The following is a 20,805-nucleotide window of genomic DNA, read 5'->3' as shown; positions in this document are numbered from 1 at the left end:
ACGGCCTCAGAGCAGCTTCTGCGCAGCCTTGAGGATGGCGGCGCACGATTCGTTCTTCTCGCCGAAGTCCTTCCACGCCGTGTCGCGTGCGATGGCCTGCCACTTCTTCAGCGTCGTCTCGTCCATGTCGTAGATCTTGGCGCCGGCCTTGGCGTAGATCTCGGCGGCGGCCACGTCGTCCGCCTTGGCGGCGTCGCGGGCGAACACTTCCAGCTCGGCGCCCACCGCCATGACGATGTCCTGCTGCGCCTTGGGCAGCTTGTTGAACACCTCCTTGGAGATCATCAGCGGCTCGAACATGAACCAGTAGGTGCGCTGGCGGCCGGAGGTCAGGTGCTTGGCGATCTCCTCGAGCTTGAAGGAGATGAAGCTGGTGGACGAGGTCATGGCCGCGTCCATCGCGCCGGTCTGCATGGCGGCGTAGATCTCGTTGGACGGCAGCGTGATGACCGACGCGCCTGCCTGCTTCAACATCATGTCCATCTCGCGGCTGCCGCCGCGCACCTTCAGGCCCTTGGCGTCGTCCGGCGTCACCAGTGGCCGCGCGCGGCTGGCCACGCCGCCGGCCTGCCAGACCCAGCTGACGATCATGACGCCCTTGTCGTCCAGCACCTTGGAGAGCAGCTTGCCCACCTCGGCCGTCTTCCAGGCCGCGCCCTGCTCGTAGCTGGGCACCAGCGCGGGCATCAAGCCGGCATTGGTCTCGGCCACCTCACCGCCGGCATAGGACAGCGGCACCAGGCTCATGTCCAGCGCGCCCTTGCGCATGGCCGAGAACTGCGCGTTGGTCTTCATCAACGACGAGCCGGGGTAGACCGACGCCTTCAGCGCGCCGCTACTGCGCTTTTCGACCTCGGCGGCGAACTTGCGGCACAGCCGGTCACGGAAGTCGCCTTCGGTGAGCGTGCCGCCCGGGAACTGGTGCGAGATTTTCAGGCCGCCCGCCTGCGCTTGGGCGGTAGGCAACCAAGCGGCTGCAGCGGTGCCACCAGCGGCGGCGATCCATTGGCGTCGTGTGAAGTGCATGCTTGTCTCCAGGTGTCCGCCTTGAGTGGCGTTATGCGGCCGCAGTGTGGGAGCGGCCCCCTGGGCGGTCAATCAACCTCGCCGGGCGACCGTTACGCTGGCCGCAACGGTCGTGGGTTAACCCTGGCAAATCGGTGGCCTAGGGCTACCCCTGCTTGATCAGGTTTTGGAGAACGAGTGCACCGCCTTTGTCCAGCAAGGTTCCGGCTTCGCCAAGAGTTCCGAGAACAACGGGTGCGAACCCAAGATCGCCGACCAACTTGGCAATTGACGCCACTGCCCTTGTTTCGTCGCCGGCCAGGAACATGACCCGTCGTCCGCCGTGTTCGACGGGGTCGGCTGCCAGCAACTTCGCCGGCAGTTGATTCAGCGACTTGACCACGCGCGCGCCCTCAAAGGCAGATGCGACCACCGCGCTTGAAGGCTGACCCTTCAATTCCTCCGGCGGCACGCCGTAGGTATTCATGGCGTCGACCACGATCTTGCCGGCCCATTGCGCGCCCGCGCGGGCCACCGCCTTGTGAGCGGCGAACGGAATCGCCAGGATCACGACGTCGGCCTTGATAGCGTCCTGCAGGCTTAGTGGCGTCACGTAGCCCGCGAACTCGTTCTTGAGTGCTTCGATGGAATCGGGGCCGCGTGTGTTGGCGATGCCGACGGCGATGCCACTGCGGGCGAACTGGCGAGCCAAGGCAGAGCCAACGTTGCCCGAGCCGATGATGGAGTAGGTCATGAGAGTTCCTTGAGATGGAGAGCGCTGCGGCTCAAGCTGAAATGGCCGCGATATCGGCGAATGCGCGCGAAATGGCGGCGTCCTTGGCCTGCGGCCCCGTGGCAAGGCCTTCGGCACGGACGACGGTCACGTCGACGACACCGAGGAACGCGAGCAGGCCGATGAGGTAGCTTTCCTGATGCTCGAGCGCCGCCGCCGGGCTCCCGGCGGAATACACGCCGCCGCGCGCCGAGGCGATGAAGGCCTTCTTGTTCTTCAGCAGGCCCTCGGGGCCGGTGGCGGTGTAGCGGAAGGTCGTGCCCGCCACCGCGATGCGGTCGATCCACGCCTTCAGTGGGGTCGGGATCGAGAGGTTGTACATGGGCGCACCGATGACGAGGATGTCCGATGCGACCAGTTCGTCCATGTAGGCATTGCCCTTGAGCAGGTCCGCCGTGATGGTCGCATCGTCGGTCGGCGCTCCATGGAAGGCCGCCATGTGCGCGCTGGACAAGTGCAGTGCAGGGTCGGCGGCGAGGTCGCGCACCACGACGCGGATGCCTGGGTGCAAGGTTTGGTGGCGCGCGACGATTTCGGCGGAAAGTTGACGACTGACGGACGCCGCACCGAGGACGCTGGAGTCGAGATGAAGGAGTTGCATGGAAGGCCTCAAAGAGTTGGTGGAAAGTCCGACCCTTTGCTTCTGCGCCGAGGGCCCGGGGAAGGTTTCTTCCCGTGAGATGAATAGTGAAGATCGCGAACCTATCTGAGAAGCCGGTATATTGAGATGCAATCCATCTGCCAACGAGATGGGAGGAGGCTCGAATGCTCGATGGCGTGTCTCTTGATCAACTCCGGACCTTCGTGGCGGCGGTGGATGAAGGCAGCTTTTCGGCCGCAGCACGGAGGCTCAACCGCGTGCAGTCGGCGGTCAGCGGCTGGGTCAACAGCCTGGAGGCGCAGATCGGCGTGGTGCTGTTCGACCGGTCCGGCCGATACCCGAAGCTGACGCCCGCAGGGGTTCTGCTGCTCGCAGACGCTCGCCATGTCGTCGCCGGCGTGGACACGCTGAAGGCGCGTGCCAAGTTGATGGCGGCGGGGCTGGAGGCCGAACTCTCGGTGGTGGTGGATGTGTTCTTCCCGACCGCCCTCGTCAGCGCCGCCGCAAAGGCGTTTGCCAGCCGATTCCCGCTCACACCGCTGCGGGTGTTCGTGGAGGGATTGGGCGCGGGCTACCAACCCGTGCTCGACGGGCGCTGCAACCTCGGCATCCTGGCCCCGCTTCCGATGGCATTTCCGTCACTCGCCAGTGAAAGCATCGGCCCGTTGACCTTGGTGACGGTGGCCGCGCCGGACCATCCACTGGCAAGTTTCAAGCGCCGCATACCGAAGGCCGCGCTGGCCAAGCACATTCAACTCGTCCTCACCGACCGCTCCGAACTGAGCGCGGGGCGCGACTATGGCGTGACGTCCGCGTCGACCTGGCGACTGGCGGACCTGTCAACCAAACATGCCTTCCTCAGGGACAGCGTGGGTTGGGGCAACATGCCGATGCACATGGTGTGCGACGACCTCGCCACGGGGCATCTCGTGTTGCTAGACGTCGAGGATCTGCTGCCCAAGGGCTTCACACTCACGATGGCTGCATTCCATCGGGCATCGGAGCCACCTGGCCCAGCCAGCAGGTGGCTGATCGACGACCTCAAGGCACGCTATTCCGCCGAGGCATCGCAATAGCGCGAACCTCGTAGCCGGCTGCGACGCTTCATCGCGTGCTGTGCCGTCAACGACAAAGGCGCCCGACCGTCACCGGCGCGATGCAGTGACCTCCAGTTCGGCCGAGTGGCTGCGGCACGCAGCCAGCAGCGACAGCAGGTTGGGATCACGCTCCCGCGTGCGCAGGAAGACGACGCTGATCTTCTGGCGCATCTGGTAGCGCGCCGCCAGCGGCACCAGGCAGACATTGCGCGGCAGCACACCGCGCACGCGGCCCGGCAGCAGCGTGCAGCCGATGCCGCCGCCCACCAGGTTCATCAGCGAGAAGATGTCGTTGGTCGTCATCGCCACGTTGGGCTCGAAGCCGGCCACATGGAAGGCCTCGAGGAAGCGGTCATGCGTCACATAGCCTTCGTTGAGTGAGACGAAGCGCTCGTCCGCGCAGGCGCCCAGGTCGACCTCGGCCTGGCGGGCATAGGGTGACCCGGCCGGAGCGGCGAAGAAGATCTCGTCCTCGAACAGCAGCTGCGACTCGACGTCCGCCGCGCCCTCCGGGAAGCCCATCACCGTCGCGTCCAAGGCGCCGTCGCGCAGCTTGCGCAGCAGGTCGCTGTTGGAGCCCAGCACCAGCTCGGTCTGCATGTCGGGCTTGCGCAGGCGCAGCCCCATGATGATGGCCGGCACGGTACCGCTGGTCAGCGAGTAGAGCGAGCCGATGCGGATGCGGTCGGCCGCGTAGCCAGCGATCTCGCGCGTGGCGCGGATGCCGTGGGCCATGGCCTGCAGCACTTCGCGGGCCACTTCGGCCAGCGCATGGGCGGCGTCATTGGGTTGCAGGTTGCGGCCCTCCAGCCGGAACAGGCTGCAGCGCGTGCCGGCTTCCAGCGAATGCAGCGCCCGATGCACGCTGACGGCGCTGACGCCCAGCCGCTCCGCCGCCCGCGCGAGATTGCCGCTCTCCATGAAAGCCAGCAGGATCTCGAGCTTGCGGAAAGTGATCTCTTCGTCGATGCGGTGGAGCATGGCCGGGCATCGTAGCGATCGGGAGCTGCGAGCGAGCCGACGCAGACTCGACCGCCGTCGCAGCAACTCGGCCCGGCTTGCTAAAGTTACAGACTCGCGCGCCGCCGCCCAGCGCAGCAGCGCCGCACGGATTTCCCCCTACCGGAACAGCTTCATGACCGCTGAAAAGACCCAGATTGTTTACACCCTGACCGATGAAGCGCCTCGCCTGGCCACGGCCTCGCTGCTGCCGGTCGTCAAGCTCTTCGCGGCGTCGGCTGGGATCGACGTCATCAGCGCCGACATCTCGGTGGCCAGCCGCGTCCTGGGCCAGTTCTCCGAACTGCTGACCGAAGAACAGCGCCTGCCCGACACGCTGGCCGCCCTGGGCAAGCTCACGCTCAAGCCTGAAGCCAACATCATCAAGCTGCCCAACATCAGCGCCTCGGTGTCGCAGCTGAAGGCCGCCATCAAGGAGCTGCAGGAGAAGGGCTACAAGATCCCGGACTACCCCGAGAAGGCCGAGACGGACGAGCAGAAGGACATCCGCGCCCGCTACAACAAGTGCATCGGTTCGGCCGTGAACCCGGTGCTGCGTGAAGGCAACTCCGACCGCCGCGCGCCCAAGGCCGTCAAGGAATACGCCCGCAAGAACCCGCACCGCATGGACGAATGGAGCCAGGCCTCGCGCTCGCACGTCTCGCACATGCACGACGACAACTTCTATCACGGTGAAAAGTCGATGACGCTGGACCGCGCGCGCGACGTGAAGATGGAACTGCTGACCAAGAGCGGCAAGACCATCGTGCTGAAGGCCAAGGTCTCGCTGCTGGACCGCGAGGTGGTCGACTCCATGTTCATGAGCAAGAAAGCCCTGCTGGCTTTCTATGAAAAGGAGATCGAGGACGCACGCAAGACCGGCGTGATGTTCTCGCTGCACGTCAAGGCCACCATGATGAAGGTGTCCCACCCCATCGTCTTCGGCCACTGCGTGCGCATCTTCTACCGCGAGGCGTTCGAGAAGCACGCCAAGCTGTTCGACGAGTTGGGCGTCAACGTCAACAACGGCATGGTCGATCTGTACAACAAGATCGCCACGCTGCCGAGCGCCAAGCAGGACGAGATCAAGCGCGACCTGCACGCCTGCCACGAGCACCGCCCCGAGCTGGCCATGGTGGACTCAGCAAAGGGCATCACCAACTTCCACTCGCCCAACGACGTCATCGTCGACGCCTCCATGCCCGCCATGATCCGCAGCGGCGGCAAGATGTACGGTGCCGACGGCCGCCTGAAGGACGTGAAGGCCGTGATGCCCGAGTCGACCTTCGCCCGCATCTACCAGGAGATCATCAACTTCTGCAAATGGCATGGTGCCTTCGACCCGCGCACGATGGGCACCGTGCCCAACGTCGGCCTGATGGCGCAGCAGGCCGAGGAATACGGTTCGCACGACAAGACCTTCGAGATCCCAGAAGACGGCGTCGCCAACATCACCGACCTGGCCACCGGCGAGGTGCTGCTGAGCGAGAACGTCGAGCAGGGCGACATCTGGCGCATGTGCCAGTGCAAGGACGCCGCCATCCGCGACTGGGTGAAGCTCGCCGTCAGCCGCGCGCGCAACTCCGGCATGCCCGTGGTGTTCTGGCTGGACCAGTTCCGCCCGCACGAGGCGCAGCTGATCACCAAGGTCAAGATGTACCTGCATGAGCACAACACGACCGGCCTGGACATCCAGATCATGAGCCAGGTGCGTGCGATGCGGTACACGCTGGAGCGCGTCATCCGCGGCCTGGACACCATCAGCGCCACCGGCAACATCCTGCGCGACTACCTCACCGACCTCTTCCCCATCATGGAGCTGGGCACCTCGGCCAAGATGCTGTCCATCGTGCCGCTGATGGCCGGTGGCGGCATGTACGAGACGGGCGCCGGCGGCTCGGCGCCCAAGCACGTGCAGCAACTGGTGGAAGAGAACCACCTGCGCTGGGACTCGCTCGGCGAGTTCCTGGCCCTGGCCGTGAGCCTGGAAGACGTTGGATTGAAGACCGGCAATGCCAAGGCCAAGGTGCTGGCCAAGGCGCTGGACGCCGCCACCGGCAAGCTGCTGGACAACGGCAAGGGCCCCAGCACCAAGACCGGCGAGAACGACAACCGCGGCAGCCACTTCTACCTGACGCTGTACTGGGCGCAGGCGCTGGTCGAGCAGACGGAGGACGCCGAACTGGCGGCGCGCTTCAAGCCGCTGGCCGAGAGCCTGGCTGCCAACGAGGCCAAGATCGCGGCCGAGCTGAAGGAAGTGCAGGGTCACCCGGCCGACATCGGTGGCTACTACCTGCCGGACGTGGCGAAGCTGGACAAGGTGATGCGTCCGAGTGCGACGTTCAATGCAGCGCTGGAGTCGATGGCGAGCTGATCGTCACTTCACGACGGGGCCCGGCCCCGTTGATCACGCCGCTGCGCAGTCCCTGCCAGCGGCGTTTTTCATGGTGGGGCGTCGACCACTTCTGCGGCCGCACGGAACGCATCCACCGCCGCCGGGAATCCGCAATAGACGCTGGCATGCAGGAAGATCTCCTGCAGCTCCTCCACCGTCACGCCATTGTTCAGCGCGCCACGCACGTGGGTCTTCAACTCGTGCATGCGGCCCAGCGCCACCAGCATGGACACCGTGACGATGCTGCGCGTGCGCAGGTCCAGGCCTGGGCGCTGCCAGGTGTTGCCCCAGGCATGGCGGGTGACCAGTTCCTGTAGCGGTTCGGTGAACGGCGTGACCTTGGCCAGCGCGGCGTCAACGTAGGCATCGCCCAGCACGGCGCGGCGGGTGGCAAGACCTTGAGGGTCGAGATCCATCTGGGCTCCTGAAGTGGTGTGGGCAGCATAGCGATGCACGGCAGCCCGCGCCAATCCGGCCGTCACGGCCTGAACGGCTCCCGATTACCGATAGCGCTTGCGCCAGGCATCCACCACACGCTCGGTCAGCGCATCGACCTCGCGCTGTTCAGCAGCGCTCAGTACCAGCGGGGCCCAGCGGCCCTGGCGCATCAACTTCTCGAGGTTCTCCATCGAGTCGCGGCTTTCCGGGGATGCCGCCGGGCCGGACATTTCGGCCATGATGCGGAGCCAGGCCTCCTTGTATGCCTGTCGCTGCATCGCCGTCTCGCCCAGCGCGCCGAATGAATGGGCGTAGGCCATCATTGCATCCATGTCGCCGTCCTCGGCGGTCTGCCGCACTTCGCGCTGCAGCTTGCCGAGCAGTTCCGGCGCGCCGCCCTGCTCGGGGTGGGCATTGAGCCAGGTCAGGTACTCCAGAGCCATGCCCGGGAGGGCACCCTCGTAAGCGCGCTTGAGCAACTCGCCACGGCGCGCCAGGGTGGCCGCGTCGAAGATCTGGCAGCGCCGCTGCATGTCCTGCGACGCCTTGATCCACTGATCCATGGTGCCGGAGCCGTTCTCGAACGTCTTTCGCAGCGGGCCACCCTGGTCGCGCACCTGGTAGGCAAACTCGGTTGAACGGTCCGCATGCTCGCATCGCGCGAGCATGTCCGCCGCCCGGCGAGCCTGCGCTGGCGTGGCGCCGTCTTCCAGTGCAAGCAGCACCTTGCGCAGGTCGTCGGACGCCGACGGGTCCAGTATGCGCGGCAAGGGTGGCTGCGTGGGCGCGCGCGCCGGTGGGGTGGCGACGTCGGCCGTCGCCTCTGCAGCCACCCCTGCGACGGCGACCTGGGGCGATCCGGAGCCAGGGGCCGACAGCGCAGGCGGCACGTGCGGCGCGGGAACCTGCGCCGGCCCACTCAGCAGCCAGTTGGCAGCGGCCAGCCCGAGCACCAGCGCGAGGCTACCGATCACCCCCAAGTTGCGGGCGGACACGGATGTGGAACGGGTCACCTTGCCAACCACCCTCGCTGCTGCCGCGACGCCAGGCCCGACGCTTCAGCCCTCCTGCATCTGGCTGATCATCACGTCGCCAAACCCCGAGCACGACACCTGCGTCGCCCCATCCATCAGCCGCGCAAAGTCATACGTGACCTTCTTGCTCAGCACGGCCTTTTCCATCGCGCTGATGATGAGGTCCGCCGCCTCCTTCCAGCCGATATGCCGCAGCATCATCTCGGCGGACAGGATGGAGGAGCCGGGGTTCACGTAGTCATTGCCGGCGTACTTGGGCGCAGTGCCGTGGGTGGCTTCGAACATGGCGATGGAGTCGCTCATGTTGGCGCCGGGGGCGATGCCGATGCCGCCCACTTGGGCGGCCAGCGCGTCGGAGATGTAGTCGCCGTTCAGGTTCAGCGTGGCGATGACGCTGTACTCGACCGGGCGCAGGATGATCTGCTGCAGGAAGGCGTCGGCGATGACGTCCTTGATGGTGATGTCCTTGCCCGTCTTCGGGTTCTTGAACCGGCACCACGGGCCGCCGTCGATGGGCTCGGCGCCGAATTCCTTTTGCGCCAGCGCGTAGCCCCAGTCACGGAAGGCGCCTTCCGTGAACTTCATGATGTTGCCCTTGTGCACGAGGGTCACGCTGGGCTTGTTGTGGTCGATGGCGTACTGGATGGCCTTGCGCACCAGGCGCTCGGTGCCTTCACGGCTGACCGGCTTGATGCCCAGCGCCGAGGTCTCGGGAAAGCGGAGCTTGTTGGCGCCGAGTTCGTCGCGCAGGAAGGCGATCAGCTTCTTGGCCTTGTCGCTGCCGGCCTCGAACTCGATGCCCGCGTAGATGTCCTCCGAGTTCTCGCGGAAGATGACCATGTCGACCTTGTGGGGCTCTTTCACGGGGCTGGGCACACCTTTGAAATAGCGCACGGGGCGCAGGCAGACGTAGAGGTCCAGCTCCTGGCGCAACGTGACGTTCAGTGAGCGGATGCCGCCACCGACGGGCGTGGTCAGCGGGCCCTTGATGGAGACGAGATAGTCGCGCGCGGCCTGCACCGTCTCGGCGGGCAGCCACACGTCGGGGCCGTACAGGCGCGTGCTCTTCTCGCCGCCATACACCTCCATCCAATGGATCTGGCGCGTGCCGCCGTAGGCCTTGGCGACGGCCGCATCGACCACCTTCAGCATGACGGGCGTGACGTCCAGCCCGACACCGTCGCCTTCGATGAAGGGAATGATGGGGTTGTTGGGCACGTTCAGCGAGAAGTCGGCATTGGCCGTGATCTTCTGGCCGCCTTCAGGCACCGTGATGTGTTGGGACATGGGCGTGGGCTTTCGCGAGGAAGCGAGGAAAGACGAAACTCGGCGAGTTTATGAGCAGGCCAGCAGCACGCGCTCCCACACGCCGTGCGCCAAGCCCCAGCCTGCGCCCAGGGCCAGCGCGAGGCCGGCCAGGCGCAGTGCCAGCACGTCGCCGCCCGCGCCGCGCTTGAGCAGCCGCGCCCGCCACAGCGGCGCGACGACCAGGCCCGGCGTGCTGGCCAGCGCAAAGCCCGCCATCGCCGCAGCGCCGCTGAGCGGCGAGCCCGACAGGCCCGACAGCAGCAGCGCCGCATGCAGCAGCCCGCAGGGCATGGCCACCCAGGCCATGCCGGTGACGAAGGCGTGGCGCGGCTGCGGGCGCCAGGAGACGGCGCCCAGCCAGGCCGGCACGCGGCCACGCGCCAGCAGCGTCAGGCCGAACAGCAGCAGCGCCGCCTGCAGCAACGCCCAGGCGGGCTGCAGCAGCGTCACGCTTTGCGCAGCACGCGCGACCGCCTCCGCAGAAGCTGCCGCCACGGCCCCGCCGGCCGTGTAGCCCAGCAGCCGGCCCACCAGCAGCTTGGCCGGCTGCTTGCCGCCGGCCAGCGCACAGGGCGCGCTGCACATGGCCGCGCAATGCGGCATGCCGGCCAGGCCCATCAGCGTGGCGGACGCGATCAGGGCCGCGTCGAGTGCCATCAGATGATCTTGGAGAACCGCTCGCGGCTCGCGTCGGCCTGCAGGTAGCGGTCGAACACCAGCGCCACGGCGCGCACGAAATACCAGCCCAGCGGCGTCACCTGAATGGCGCCCGGTTCCAGCTCGACGAGGCCCTGCCCCGCCAGTTGGGTCAACCGCGCCAGCTCAGGCGCGAAGTAGCTGGGCACGTCGACGAGGTAGGACGCCGCGATGGGCTCGAACTCGACGCGGCCCTGGCACATCAGCGCCATGATGACGGCGCGGCGCAGCAGGTCGTCGCGCGTCAGCGCCAAGCCGCGCTGCACGGGCAGCTGGCGCTGGCGCAGCGCGTCCTCGTACTCGTCCAGCGTCTGGGCGTTCTGCGCGTAGGTGGCGCCCACGCGGCTGATGGCCGACACGCCCAGGCCGACGAGGTCGCAGTCGGGCTGCGTCGAATAGCCCTGGAAGCCGCGGTGCAGCAGGCCCTGACGCTTGGCGATGGCGAGTGGGTCGTCGGGCAGCGCGAAGTGGTCCATGCCGATGTAGGCGTAGCCCTCGCCCAGCAGCGCGCTGATGGCGCCGGACAGCATGGCCAGCTTGTCGCCCGCCGGCGGCAGCAACTCGGCGACGATGCGGCGCTGCGGCTTGAAGCGCTGCGGCAGGTGGGCGTAGGCATACATCGCGATGCGGTCGGGGCGCAGCTCGGCCACTTGTTGGATCGTGCGGGCGAAGCTGGCGGGGCTCTGCAGCGGCAGGCCGTAGATCAGGTCGACGTTGGTGGACGCAAAGCCCAGCTCGCGGGCCTGGCTCATCAGCGCTGCCACCTGCTCGAAAGGCTGCACGCGGTGCACGGCCTTCTGCACGGCGGCATCAAAGTCCTGCACGCCGAAGGACAGGCGGTTGAAGCCGAGCCCACGCAGATGCGCCAGGCGCTGCCGGTCCACCGTGCGCGGGTCCACCTCGATAGACAACTCGGCGCCGGGCAGCAGCTTGAAACGGCGACGCAGCGCGTCCATCAGCGCGCTCAGCTCGCTGTCCGACAAGAAGGTCGGCGAGCCGCCGCCCAGGTGCAGCTGCGACACCGGTGCAATGCCGTCAGAACTGCCGCCCAGCGCCTCGGCCACCAGATCCATCTCCACGTTCAGCGCGGCCAGGTAGGGCGCCGCGCGTTCGTGGTGCTTGGTGATGATCTTGTTGCAGGCGCAGTAGTAGCAGAGCTGCTCGCAGAACGGGATGTGCACGTACACCGACAGCGGCTGCGCCGTGCCACGCTGGCGCAGCGCCTGCAGGTGCTGGGCGCCTTGGTGGGCCTCGACGAAGCGATCAGCCGTCGGGTAGGACGTATAGCGCGGCCCGGCCACGTCGTGGCGCTTCATGTTGAATTGAAGGAGGTCAGCGTCCAGGGGGTGGTCGGTTACAGCAGCCATGCCGCCACTGTGCCGAGGGCGGCGCGGCCTCGCCTTGATGCAGGTCAAGGACAGCACGGAGCAGCCGGCAAAGAATCGGCTTCATGCTGACGACCCTCCCCCGCGCGATGCCCATGCCGACGAAATCCGACGTGGCGGCGTCGCCCTCCCCCGCCGGCATCGCGCCGCTCAAGGTCGCCTGCGCAAGCTGCAATCTGCGCGAGCTGTGCCTGCCGGTGGGCATGAATGCTGCCGAGCTCATCCAGCTGGACGGCCTGGTGACGAACCGCCGCACGGTGCCGCGTGGCGAGCACCTGTTCCGCAACGGCGAGCGCTTCGAAGCGCTTTACGCGGTGCGCACGGGCTTCTTCAAGACCTGTGTCGGCAGCGAGGACGGCCGCGACCAAGTCACGGGCTTCCAGATGGCCGGCGAACTGCTCGGGCTGGACGGCATCAGCAGCGACCACCACCACTGCGACGCGGTCGCGCTGGAGGACTCGTCGGTCTGCGTCATCCCCTATGCCCAGCTGGAAGATCTATCGCGCGAGTTCACGGCGCTGCAGCACTCCTTTCACAAGGTCATGAGCCGCGAGATCGTGCGTGACCACGGCGTCATGCTGCTGCTCGGCAATATGCGCGCGGAGGAGCGGCTGGCGGCTTTCGTGCTGAACCTGACGCAACGTCTGCAGGCACGCGGCTTCTCGGCCTCCAGCCTCGTGCTGCGCATGACACGCGAGGAGATCGGCAGCTACCTCGGGCTGAAGCTGGAGACCGTCAGCCGCACCTTCTCCAAGTTCCAGGACGAGGGGCTGATGGAGGTGAAACAGCGGCAGTTGCGCATCCTGAACCAGGCCGGGCTGCAGGCCTTGGTCAACAACAGCCGTTGCTGAAATTGGATTGCGTCGCCAGCGTCAGCCTTCGCCGATCAAAACCACCGTAGCGCGAAGCAGGAGGACGGGCGGGCCTGCTGCGAAGGTAAAGGAGGAGGCTCGCGAAGCGGGCCGGAGGACTGAGCCCGTCCACCTCCGGCAAAGGAAGAAGGCCCTGCCGAGCTTTCGCGCGACAGGGCCAACGAGCCCGCCGGAGCGGGCATCAGAAGCGAGAGATCAGCCGACCTTGATCTCGTTGCGCACTTCCTTCACGCCCGGCACGGCCTGGACGAGTTTGATGGCCTTCTGCGCCAGTTCCGCGCTCGGTGCCGAGCCCTTCACGACGACGACGCCGGCCGTCGTGCTGCTGACGGTGAGCGGCAGCGCCTGCAGATCCTTGTCCTGTTGCAGCACGGCAGCGGCCTGGCTGGTGACGGCGGCGTCGCCGGTCTGCGCCTGGGCAACGACTTGGTCAGCCGGCGCGGTGGCCGGTTCCGGGTCGGCGGCGAACGAAGCAGACGCGGCGGTCGCCATCAGGGCGGCGGACAGCAGACGGGTGAGAGTGGATGTGTGCATGCGGATCTCCTGAAAAGGCTTGATTCGAAAGCGGTGCCGGATGGCGCCACGAACAGGCTTAGCGCAAGGGCTGTGCCAGTTCGTTATTTGTCATCTGCATCAACGGTTTAGCGCTGTTTTCCGGCCCCGCTCGCGGCCTTCAGCCTTGAAACACCGCCGTTCTGTCGCCGCCTGGCGACAAGCCATCACCCGTTTGCCCTAAGTGCTTGATTCATCTGACAACTTCTTGTCGCCGAAAGCCGACGCCGCAGCTAGGGGGCGCCGTCGGTGCGGAAGAGTTGCGGGTCCAGCCCGTGCTTCTGCATGAGCCGGTAGAACTCGGTGCGGTTGCGGTCGGCCAGCCGGGCGGCCTCGGCGACATGGCCGGACGTGAGCTTGAGCAGCTGGTTCAGGTAGTCGCGTTCGAAGCGCTGCTTGGCATGCTGGTAGTTCAGCACCTCGGCCGACGGCATCTGCAGCGCGCGCTGCACCTGGGCCAGCGGCACCAGCGGCGCCGTGGCCAGCACGCAGACCTGCTCGACGACGTTGTAAAGCTGGCGCGCGTTGCCCGGCCAGGGCGCCGTGACCAGCGCCTCCAGCGCGTCCGGTGCGAAGCCCTTGACGGGCTTGCGGTGCCGCTCGGCCAGCGTCTGCAGAAAGTGCTGGGCCAGCAGCGCGATGTCCTCGCGGCGCTCGGACAACGGCGGCAGCGTCAGCTTGACGACGTTGAGCCGGTAGTAGAGGTCGGGGCGGAACTGGCCCTCGGCCATCGCCCGGTCCAGGTCGCGGTGAGTGGCGGACAGCACGCGCACGTCCACGGCCACGGCCTCGTTGCTGCCCACCGGCCGCACGACGCGCTCCTGCAGCACGCGCAGCAGCTTGACCTGCAGCGCCAGCGGCATGTCGCCGATCTCGTCGAGGAACACCGTGCCGCCGTGCGCCGCCGGGATCAAGCCCTGGCGATGCCCCTGCGCGCCGGTGAAGGCGCCCTTCACATGGCCGAAGAGTTCGGACTCCAGCAGCGCCTCAGGAATGGCGCCGCAGTTCACCGCGATGAAGGGCTTGGCCGCGCGCGGGCTGGCGTTGTGCAGCGCGCGGGCCAGCAGCTCCTTGCCGGTGCCGCTGTCGCCGCAGATCAGCACGCTCGCGTCGGTGGCGGCCACCAGCCGTGCCTCGGCCAGCACCTCGGCCATGCGCGGGCTGCGGCTGATGATCTCGCGGCGCCAGCTGCCATCGCCGCCGCCCGCCGGCGCCGGGCCCGGTGCGTTCACACGCAGCGCCTGGTTGATCTTGGCCAGCAGCTCCTTGCCGTCGAAGGGCTTGGTCAGGTAGGCATGGGCGCCGCGCGTCGTGGCCTCCACCGCGTCCGGGATGCTGCCGTGGGCGGTGAGCAGGATGACGGGCAGCGACGGGTGGCGGCTGCGCACCTCGTCGAAGAGCTGATGGCCGTCCAGCCCGGGCAGGCGCACGTCGGTGATGACGAGGGACGGCAGGCGCACGGCCAGGTGAGCCAGCGCGGCTTCGGCGCTCGCCACGGCCTGCACGGCATGGCCGGCGGCGGTGAGGCGCATCGTCATCAGGCGCAGCAGGTCGGCGTCGTCGTCGACGAGGAGGATGGTGGCTTGGGTGGTCATGGGCGGCGCTCAGCGCTTGGCAGGCAATGTTTGTTCGATGACCTTGAGGGCTTCGAGCTTCTCGTTGAGCTGCTCGTTGCGGCGCTGGCTGTCGCGCAGTTGCTGCGTTAGCTTGTCGATGCTGTCCTGCAGGCGACGCTGCTCGGCCAGACGGGCAGACAGCAGCGTGGCCAAGGGCCTGAGCGGCTCTGCGGCCTGCGCGTCGCTGGCGACGGCGTCGACCTGCGCGGCGGCCTGGGCCAGGTCGGCGCCGCTGCGGCCCTGGCTCAGCACCAAGGCCCTGCGCAGTTCCTCGGCGGTGCCGAGCACGGCCTTCAAAGCGTCGATCTCAGGCGGCGGCGGAGGAGGTTCCGGGCAGACCGGCGCGGGCAGCGGCACGGGGGCCGGCGGGGGCGTCTGGCAGCCCACCAGCAGCAGCACCAGGCAAATCTCAAACAGTCGTCGCATGCTCAATCTCGATACGGAAATGGGCGCCGCGTTCGCTCGGCAGCAGGCGGCACGTGCCGCCATGCGCTTGCACGATCTCGCGCACGATGGACAGGCCGATGCCATTGCCACGGCGGGCGCCGGGCGCCTGGTGTCGGCCTTGATAGAAGGGGTCGAAGATGTGCTCGACATCCTCGGCTGCAACGCCGGGGCCGGTGTCGCGGCAGTCGATGACGACCTTGCCGCCGCGCAGCCGCAACGCCAGCGAAATGACGCCGCCGGGCAGGCTGAAGCGCACCGCGTTGACGAGCAGGTTGGCCAGCACCACGCCAAGCTTCTCGCCGTCGACCAGCGCCGTGCAGGCCTCGGCGTCGATGCGCACGTCCAGCCCCCTCGCCTGCCACAGCAGCCGCTGATCAGCCACGACGCGCGCCAGCAGCGCGGCCAAGTCCACCGGCCGGCGCTGCAGCTGCTGCGAGTCCGACGCCAGCGTCTGGTAGCGCAGCAAGTCCTCGATCTGGCCCTGCAGCGCGGCGCTGTTGTCGCCGAGGATGCGCACGATCTCGGTCTGGTCGGCCGTCAGCGGGCCGGCCACGCCCTCGCGCAGCAGCGCCGCGCCTTCGCGGATGGAGGCCATGGGCGTTTTCAGCTCGTGCGAGATGTGGCGCACGAAGCGGGTCTTGTCGGACTCCAGCGTCGCCAGCCGCTGGCGCAGCCATTCGAGCTGGCGGCCCAGGCGGCGCAGGTCCGCCGGGCCGCGCACGACGACGGGCTCGTCGAAGCGGTTGTCACCCAGCCGGCCGATGGCAGCCTCGACGTGCGCGAGCGGCCGCAGCAGCCAGTGGCCAAAACCCAGCGCCAGCAAGCCGGCCAGCGCGATGGCGCCCAGCACCAGCCCGCTGATGAGGCGGCGCTGCTGCTCCAGCTCGGCCAGCACGGCGTCGCTGCGGCGGTCCATGGCCTGCTGGCTGTGCTCGGCCAGCGTCTCGTTGAGGCGGTGCAGGTCGGCGAACACCGGCGTGAGGCGCTTCAACGCCGACGACTGAACGCGGGCGGGGCCGGGTTTTTGCAGCACGGCCCAGGCGGCGTCGGCCTGCGCTGCCCATTCGGCAAAGATGCGTTGGGACGGCGCATCGGTCATCAGCTCGGCCAGCACGGATTGCGTGGCCTTGGCGTCCGTCCAGGCGGCTTGGTAGCGGTCGCGCAGGCTGGCGTCGTTCAGCACCAGGAACTGGCGCGCGCTGCGCTCCATGGCCACGGTGCGCTCGGCCAGGCGCTGGCCCTGGGCCGTCAGGGCGGCGGCGTCCTGCGAGGCCTGGCGGCCCTGCAGCGCCACATGCTCCAGCGCGAACATGGCCTGCGCCGCCGCGCCGCCGAGCACGGCCGTGATAAGCAGGAAAGCCGCCAGCAGGCACTGGTGAAAGGACAGGCCGCGCAGGCGCTGCCGGGCCGGGTCGGTGGGAGTAGGGGCGAGGGCGGAATCCAGGGCGTGTGCGGGCATCTTGGGCGCCGCATGCTAGGACTCGAACCCGCGCCAACGCCGACGGCGGCGGCCCGCTTTGCATCACGATGCAACTGCGCTGCCACCATCCGAAAAGCGCACCATGCTGCGGCGCAGCAACAGCCGCTAGGATGAGGCTCATGCGTCCCCAAGTCCTGATCATCGGCTGCGGTTTTGGCGGCCTGGAGGCGGCGCGGGCCCTGCGCTCCGCCGATGTCGACATCACCGTTGTCGACAAGACCAACCACCACCTGTTCCAGCCGCTGCTCTACCAGGTGGCCACGGCCGGCCTGTCGGCGCCGTCCATCGCGGCGCCCATCCGCCACCTGTTCCGCCGCCAGCCCAATGTGACGACGCTGCTCGGCGAGGTCGTCGCCATCGACGCGGCCGCGCAGACGGTCACGCTGAAGGACGGCGCCACGCTGCGCTGGGACCACCTCATCGTTGCCGCTGGTGCCACGCACAGCTATTTCGGCCGCGACGACTGGGCGCCGCATGCGCCGGGGCTGAAGACGCTGGACGACGCCTTCGAGATCCGCCGCCGCGTGTTGATGGCCTTCGAGGCCGCCGAGCGCGAGGACGAGCCGGCCAAGCGCGCCGCCCTGCTGCAATTCGTCGTCGTCGGCGGTGGGCCGACCGGCGTGGAGCTGGCCGGCACCTTCGCCGAGATCGCGCGGCACACCTTGCCCGGCGAGTTCCGCCGCATCGACCCGCGCCAGGCGCGCGTGCTGCTCGTGGAAGGCGGCACGCGCGTGCTGCAGGCCATGCCCGAGCCTTTGAGCGAACGCGCCCGCGAGCAGCTGACGGCCCTGGGCGTGGAGGTGATGCTCAACGCCCGCGTGACCGGCATCGACGCGGAGGGGCTGGACGTCACCACGGCCGCCGGCCCCGAGCGGCTGCAAAGCCGCTGCGTCGTCTGGGCCGCAGGCGTGGCCGCTTCGCCGTTGGGCCGCGCGCTGGCGGCGGCGACCGGCTGCACGCTGGACCGCGCCGGCCGCGTCGTCGTGGAGCCCGACGTGAGCGTGAAGGGCCATCCGCATTTGCAGGTCATCGGCGACCTGGCAGCCGCGCAGAGCCACGCCCCGGGTAAGGAGCCGAAGCCCGTGCCGGGCGTGTCCCCCGGCGCCAAGCAGATGGGCCGCTGCGCCGCCGCCAACATCAAGCGCCAGCTGCGCGGCGAGGCAACGCAGGCGTTTCGTTACGCGGACTACGGCAACCTCGCCACCATCGGCCGCCACAGCGCCGTCGTGGACCTGGGCACACCGGCGGGGGCGCTGCGTTTTTCAGGCTACCCGGCCTGGCTGTTCTGGCTGTTCGCCCACGTTTATTTCCTGATCGGCTTTCGCAACCGCTTCGTCGTGCTGATGGACTGGGCCTGGGCCTACTGGACGCATGACCGCAATGCCCGCGTCGTGGCCGGTGGCATCAACGCGGCCAGCCCGGCGAGCGAGGCTGCGGCTCCGGTTCGTCCGCCGGCACGCTGACGAGCAGCAGCGCGACGCTGGCGCCCAAGGCGACGACGGCCCAGAAGATCAGGAAGCTCAGCGTGTAGATGGCCTGCGCCGACAGCGCCACGCGCTCCGCGCCGAACCAGTGCAGATCGCGCGGGTCGACCACGGCGAACACCAGCGCCTCCAGCACGCCGGCCGCGAGGAAGGACGACCAGGTTACGGCCATCGCAAAGCGTGCGACGCGCGACGGCCCCGGTGTCGCATTCACCTCCTGGCCCCCGGCACCACGCCGGTGGCGGCATGGTTGCGCGCCGCCTGGGCGGGCGCGGCGTCGGTGGCGCGGGTCGCCAGCGGCGGGTCGGGGTAGCGGATGCACAACATCACCGTGACCATGCTGGCGAGGATGACGGACACCGGCCCGGACACGACGAGCCAGACCATGGGCTCACGCCAGGCGGATGAAGTCGTTTGAACAGTGGACATCGCTTGTCTCCCGCCGCTTCAGCGCGGCACGACGAAGGTTGATTTCTCGGCGACGCTGTCGCCTGCGGCGCTGCGCACAACCCAGCGGATGGGCTGGGCGCCCGGCGTCAACTGGCTGGCAGCCTCCGGCGGCAGGCGCAGCGTAACGGTCACCCAGCGCGCCTCGGTCGGGGCAAGCGTCACGCGGGTGGCGCGGCTGAGCTGCAGGCCGGCCAGCCCATCGGCCTCAACGGTCAGCTGCTGCGGCGCCTCGGTGGCGTTCATGAGCTGCAGGCGGTAGAGGTTCTCGATCCAGCCGTCCTCCACCTGCCGGGCCAGCGTGGCGCGGTCACGCACGATGTCGACACGGAAGTCGTGCCGGCTGGCCAGGCTCCACAGCACGGCCATGCTCAAGGCCAGCAGCAGGCTGCCGTAGATGAGCACGCGCGGCCGGAAGACGCGGCGCCAGCGCTGGGCGGGCGTGAGCTGGCCGGTCATGCCGTTCTCGGTGTCGTAGCGGATCAGGCCGCGCGGCGTGCCCATCTTGTCCATCACGCCGTCGCAAACGTCGATGCAGGCCGCGCAGCTGATGCATTCGTACTGCAGGCCCTTGCGGATGTCGATGCCGGTGGGGCAGACCTGCACGCACAAGCTGCAGTCGATGCAGTCGCCCACGGCCGTGCTGCGTTCGCTCTGATCACTGCCCTTCTTGCCGCGCTCGGCGTTGCGCCCGCGCGGTTCGCCCCGGGCCGGGTCGTAGCTGACGATGAGCGTGTCGCGGTCGAACATGGCGCTCTGGAAGCGCGCGTAGGGGCACATGTACTTGCAGACCTGCTCGCGCATATAGCCCGCGTTGCCGTAGGTGGCAAAGCCGTAGAACAGCACCCAGAAGGCTTCCCAACCTCCGAGAGAGAAGGTCATCAACTCGCGGATGGGCGTGAAGTAGCCGACGAAGCTGATGCCGGTGAACAGCGCCAGCGCAATCCACGCGACCTGCTTGCCGCCCTTGCGCCACAGCTTGTTCCAGGACCAGCGCGCCTTGTCCAGCTTGAGCCGCGCGTTGCGGTCGCCCTCGAACCAGTGTTCGATGCGCACGAAGATCTCGGTATAGACCGTCTGCGGGCAGGCATAGCCGCACCACACCCGCCCCGCCACGGCGGTGAACAGGAAGAGCGCGTAGGCCGACATCAGCAGCAGGGCCGTCAGGTAGACGAAGTCCTGCGGGTAGAGCACCAGGCCGAAGACGTAGAAGCGCCGCGAGGCGAGGTCGAAGAGCACGGCCGGCCGGTCGCCCCAGGTCAGCCAGGGCAGGCCGTAGAAGACCGCCTGGGTCAACGCGACGAAGGCCCAGCGCAGCCGCGCGTAGAAGCCGTCCACCGAGCGCGGGTGGATCTTGTCTTCGGACTTGTAGAGCCGGATGACGGCTTCGGAATCGGCCATATTCAGCGGCTCATCAAATACCAACGAAGCCACAAGAGACACAGAGGCACAGAGAAAGCACCAATTCCTCTGTGCCGCCGTGCCTCTGTGGCTCTGTGGCTGTGTTCATGAGTGCAGGCAAGCCAGGCATGTCAGTTCGAAAAGCCCCACACGTAGGATGCGAGCACACGAATCTGCTCGGGCGTCAGCCGCTCGCCGTGGGCCGGCATGACGTTGTGCTTGCCGCCTGTGACCATGGCGACGACGGCGGCCTCGCCCCAGCCGTGCAGCCAGACTTTGTCGCTGAGGTTGGGCGCGCCGATCAACGGGTTGCCCTTGCCGCCAACGCCGTGGCAGGCGGCGCAGGCAGTGAACTTGGGCTTGCCCAGCTGCGCATACAGCGGGTTGTGCGGGCTGCCGGACAGCGACAGCACGTAGTGAGCGACGTTGCGCACGTCCTCACTCGTGCCCACGGCCGGTGCCATGACCGGCATATTGCCCTCGCGGCCCTGGGTGATGGTCTGGGTGATGGTCTCGAAGCTGCCGCCCCAGAGCCAGTCCTTGTCCGTCAGGTTGGGGAAGCCCTTGGAGCCCTTGGCATCCGAGCCGTGGCATTGGGCGCAGTTGTTGGCGAACAGCCGCTCACCGATGGCGTGCGCCTTGGGGTCCTTGGCCAGTTGCTCGGGCGCCATGCCGGTAAAGGTCGCGTAGACCGGCGCCATCGCCGCGCGCGCCTGGGCGACGTCCTCGGCATGCTCGGCCGTGCTCGTCCAGCC

Annotated in this window: 21 protein-coding genes; 4 read left to right on the top strand and 17 right to left on the bottom strand. The window is 67.9% G+C overall.

Translation table 11 applies throughout. From position 1 onward, the window contains the following. Window positions 1-6: 6 nt before the first annotated feature. The 3 genes from dctP to ABIS05_RS24880 all read right to left on the bottom strand — a co-directional run bounded on the left by dctP (window position 7) and on the right by ABIS05_RS24880 (window position 2,399). Window positions 7-1,026, bottom strand: a complete 1,020-nt coding sequence (gene dctP, locus ABIS05_RS24890; protein ID WP_348012920.1) for a TRAP transporter substrate-binding protein DctP — start codon at window positions 1,024-1,026, stop codon at window positions 7-9. 145 nt (window positions 1,027-1,171) lie between these two features. Further along, window positions 1,172-1,759: an NAD(P)-binding domain-containing protein gene (locus tag ABIS05_RS24885; RefSeq protein WP_348012919.1), complete on the bottom strand. Its 588-nt coding sequence runs from the start codon at window positions 1,757-1,759 to the stop codon at window positions 1,172-1,174. A 31-nt stretch (window positions 1,760-1,790) separates the two neighbouring features. Further along, complete coding sequence (locus tag ABIS05_RS24880) at window positions 1,791-2,399, bottom strand: NAD(P)H-dependent oxidoreductase (RefSeq protein ID WP_348012918.1); 609 nt, start codon at window positions 2,397-2,399, stop codon at window positions 1,791-1,793. 164 nt (window positions 2,400-2,563) lie between these two features. Between ABIS05_RS24880 and ABIS05_RS24875 the strand changes: the two genes are divergently transcribed. Then, on the top strand, window positions 2,564-3,475 hold the full coding sequence (locus ABIS05_RS24875) for a LysR family transcriptional regulator (RefSeq protein WP_348012917.1): 912 nt from the start codon (window positions 2,564-2,566) through the stop codon (window positions 3,473-3,475). A 69-nt stretch (window positions 3,476-3,544) separates the two neighbouring features. Here the strand turns inward: ABIS05_RS24875 and ABIS05_RS24870 are convergent, their stop codons facing one another. Then, a complete protein-coding gene (locus ABIS05_RS24870) occupies window positions 3,545-4,477 on the bottom strand; it encodes a LysR family transcriptional regulator (protein ID WP_348012916.1) in 933 nt (310 codons plus the stop codon). A 154-nt stretch (window positions 4,478-4,631) separates the two neighbouring features. On the opposite strand from ABIS05_RS24870, the gene ABIS05_RS24865 reads away from it, so the two are divergent. Further along, complete coding sequence (locus ABIS05_RS24865; RefSeq protein ID WP_348012915.1) at window positions 4,632-6,869, top strand: NADP-dependent isocitrate dehydrogenase; 2,238 nt, start codon at window positions 4,632-4,634, stop codon at window positions 6,867-6,869. Between the two features lie 68 nt (window positions 6,870-6,937). Here the strand turns inward: ABIS05_RS24865 and ABIS05_RS24860 are convergent, their stop codons facing one another. From ABIS05_RS24860 to hemN, 5 genes are all read right to left on the bottom strand, one after another. After that, window positions 6,938-7,306, bottom strand: coding sequence for a carboxymuconolactone decarboxylase family protein (locus tag ABIS05_RS24860; protein ID WP_348012914.1), 369 nt, complete (start codon window positions 7,304-7,306; stop codon window positions 6,938-6,940). A gap of 84 nt (window positions 7,307-7,390) precedes the next feature. Continuing rightward, window positions 7,391-8,323, bottom strand: coding sequence for a hypothetical protein (locus ABIS05_RS24855; RefSeq protein ID WP_348012913.1), 933 nt, complete (start codon window positions 8,321-8,323; stop codon window positions 7,391-7,393). Between the two features lie 63 nt (window positions 8,324-8,386). After that, complete coding sequence (icd, locus tag ABIS05_RS24850) at window positions 8,387-9,649, bottom strand: NADP-dependent isocitrate dehydrogenase (protein WP_348012912.1); 1,263 nt, start codon at window positions 9,647-9,649, stop codon at window positions 8,387-8,389. 48 nt (window positions 9,650-9,697) lie between these two features. After that, on the bottom strand, window positions 9,698-10,327 hold the full coding sequence (locus tag ABIS05_RS24845; RefSeq protein ID WP_348012911.1) for a sulfite exporter TauE/SafE family protein: 630 nt from the start codon (window positions 10,325-10,327) through the stop codon (window positions 9,698-9,700). Continuing rightward, the gene (gene hemN / locus ABIS05_RS24840; RefSeq protein WP_348012910.1) at window positions 10,327-11,682 is read right to left on the bottom strand and encodes an oxygen-independent coproporphyrinogen III oxidase; all 1,356 of its coding nucleotides are present in this window, start codon (window positions 11,680-11,682) and stop codon (window positions 10,327-10,329) included. Before hemN ends, ABIS05_RS24845 begins: the two co-directional genes overlap by 1 nt. 164 nt (window positions 11,683-11,846) lie before the next feature. On the opposite strand from hemN, the gene fnr reads away from it, so the two are divergent. Beyond that, window positions 11,847-12,602: a fumarate/nitrate reduction transcriptional regulator Fnr gene (gene fnr / locus ABIS05_RS24835; RefSeq protein WP_348012942.1), complete on the top strand. Its 756-nt coding sequence runs from the start codon at window positions 11,847-11,849 to the stop codon at window positions 12,600-12,602. A 216-nt stretch (window positions 12,603-12,818) separates the two neighbouring features. Here fnr and ABIS05_RS24830 read toward each other — a convergent pair whose 3' ends face one another. The 4 genes from ABIS05_RS24830 to ABIS05_RS24815 form a co-directional block, all read right to left on the bottom strand. After that, complete coding sequence (locus tag ABIS05_RS24830; RefSeq protein WP_348012909.1) at window positions 12,819-13,157, bottom strand: BON domain-containing protein; 339 nt, start codon at window positions 13,155-13,157, stop codon at window positions 12,819-12,821. Window positions 13,158-13,408: 251 nt separating this feature from the next. After that, entirely contained in the window at window positions 13,409-14,770 is a 1,362-nt protein-coding gene (locus ABIS05_RS24825) for a sigma 54-interacting transcriptional regulator (protein WP_348012908.1), read from the bottom strand. Between the two features lie 9 nt (window positions 14,771-14,779). Next, entirely contained in the window at window positions 14,780-15,217 is a 438-nt protein-coding gene (locus ABIS05_RS24820) for a hypothetical protein (RefSeq protein WP_348012907.1), read from the bottom strand. Then, window positions 15,201-16,697, bottom strand: a complete 1,497-nt coding sequence (locus ABIS05_RS24815; protein ID WP_348012906.1) for a HAMP domain-containing sensor histidine kinase — start codon at window positions 16,695-16,697, stop codon at window positions 15,201-15,203. Before ABIS05_RS24815 ends, ABIS05_RS24820 begins: the two co-directional genes overlap by 17 nt. Window positions 16,698-16,837: 140 nt before the next feature. On the opposite strand from ABIS05_RS24815, the gene ABIS05_RS24810 reads away from it, so the two are divergent. Beyond that, on the top strand, window positions 16,838-18,181 hold the full coding sequence (locus ABIS05_RS24810; protein WP_348012905.1) for an NAD(P)/FAD-dependent oxidoreductase: 1,344 nt from the start codon (window positions 16,838-16,840) through the stop codon (window positions 18,179-18,181). Here the strand turns inward: ABIS05_RS24810 and ABIS05_RS24805 are convergent. From ABIS05_RS24805 to ccoP, 4 genes are all read right to left on the bottom strand, one after another. Beyond that, window positions 18,123-18,374 (bottom strand): hypothetical protein, encoded by a 252-nt coding sequence (locus ABIS05_RS24805; protein WP_348012904.1) that lies wholly within the window; start codon window positions 18,372-18,374, stop codon window positions 18,123-18,125. The genes ABIS05_RS24810 and ABIS05_RS24805 overlap by 59 nt on opposite strands. 38 nt (window positions 18,375-18,412) lie before the next feature. Continuing rightward, window positions 18,413-18,631 carry a nitrogen fixation protein FixH gene (locus tag ABIS05_RS24800; protein WP_348012903.1) on the bottom strand — a complete coding sequence of 73 codons (219 nt, stop codon included), beginning with the start codon at window positions 18,629-18,631 and terminating at the stop codon, window positions 18,413-18,415. A gap of 18 nt (window positions 18,632-18,649) precedes the next feature. Then, entirely contained in the window at window positions 18,650-20,050 is a 1,401-nt protein-coding gene (gene ccoG / locus ABIS05_RS24795; RefSeq protein WP_348012902.1) for a cytochrome c oxidase accessory protein CcoG, read from the bottom strand. 131 nt (window positions 20,051-20,181) lie between these two features. Continuing rightward, on the bottom strand, window positions 20,182-20,805 hold a 624-nt coding region (ccoP, locus tag ABIS05_RS24790; RefSeq protein ID WP_348012901.1), incomplete at its 5' end, for a cytochrome-c oxidase, cbb3-type subunit III.

Source organism: Roseateles sp. (assembly GCF_039929605.1).
Classification (GTDB): domain Bacteria; phylum Pseudomonadota; class Gammaproteobacteria; order Burkholderiales; family Burkholderiaceae_C; genus Pelomonas.
Note: the sequence above shows the minus strand (reverse complement) of the source record. Positions and strands in the feature narration are given on the sequence as shown.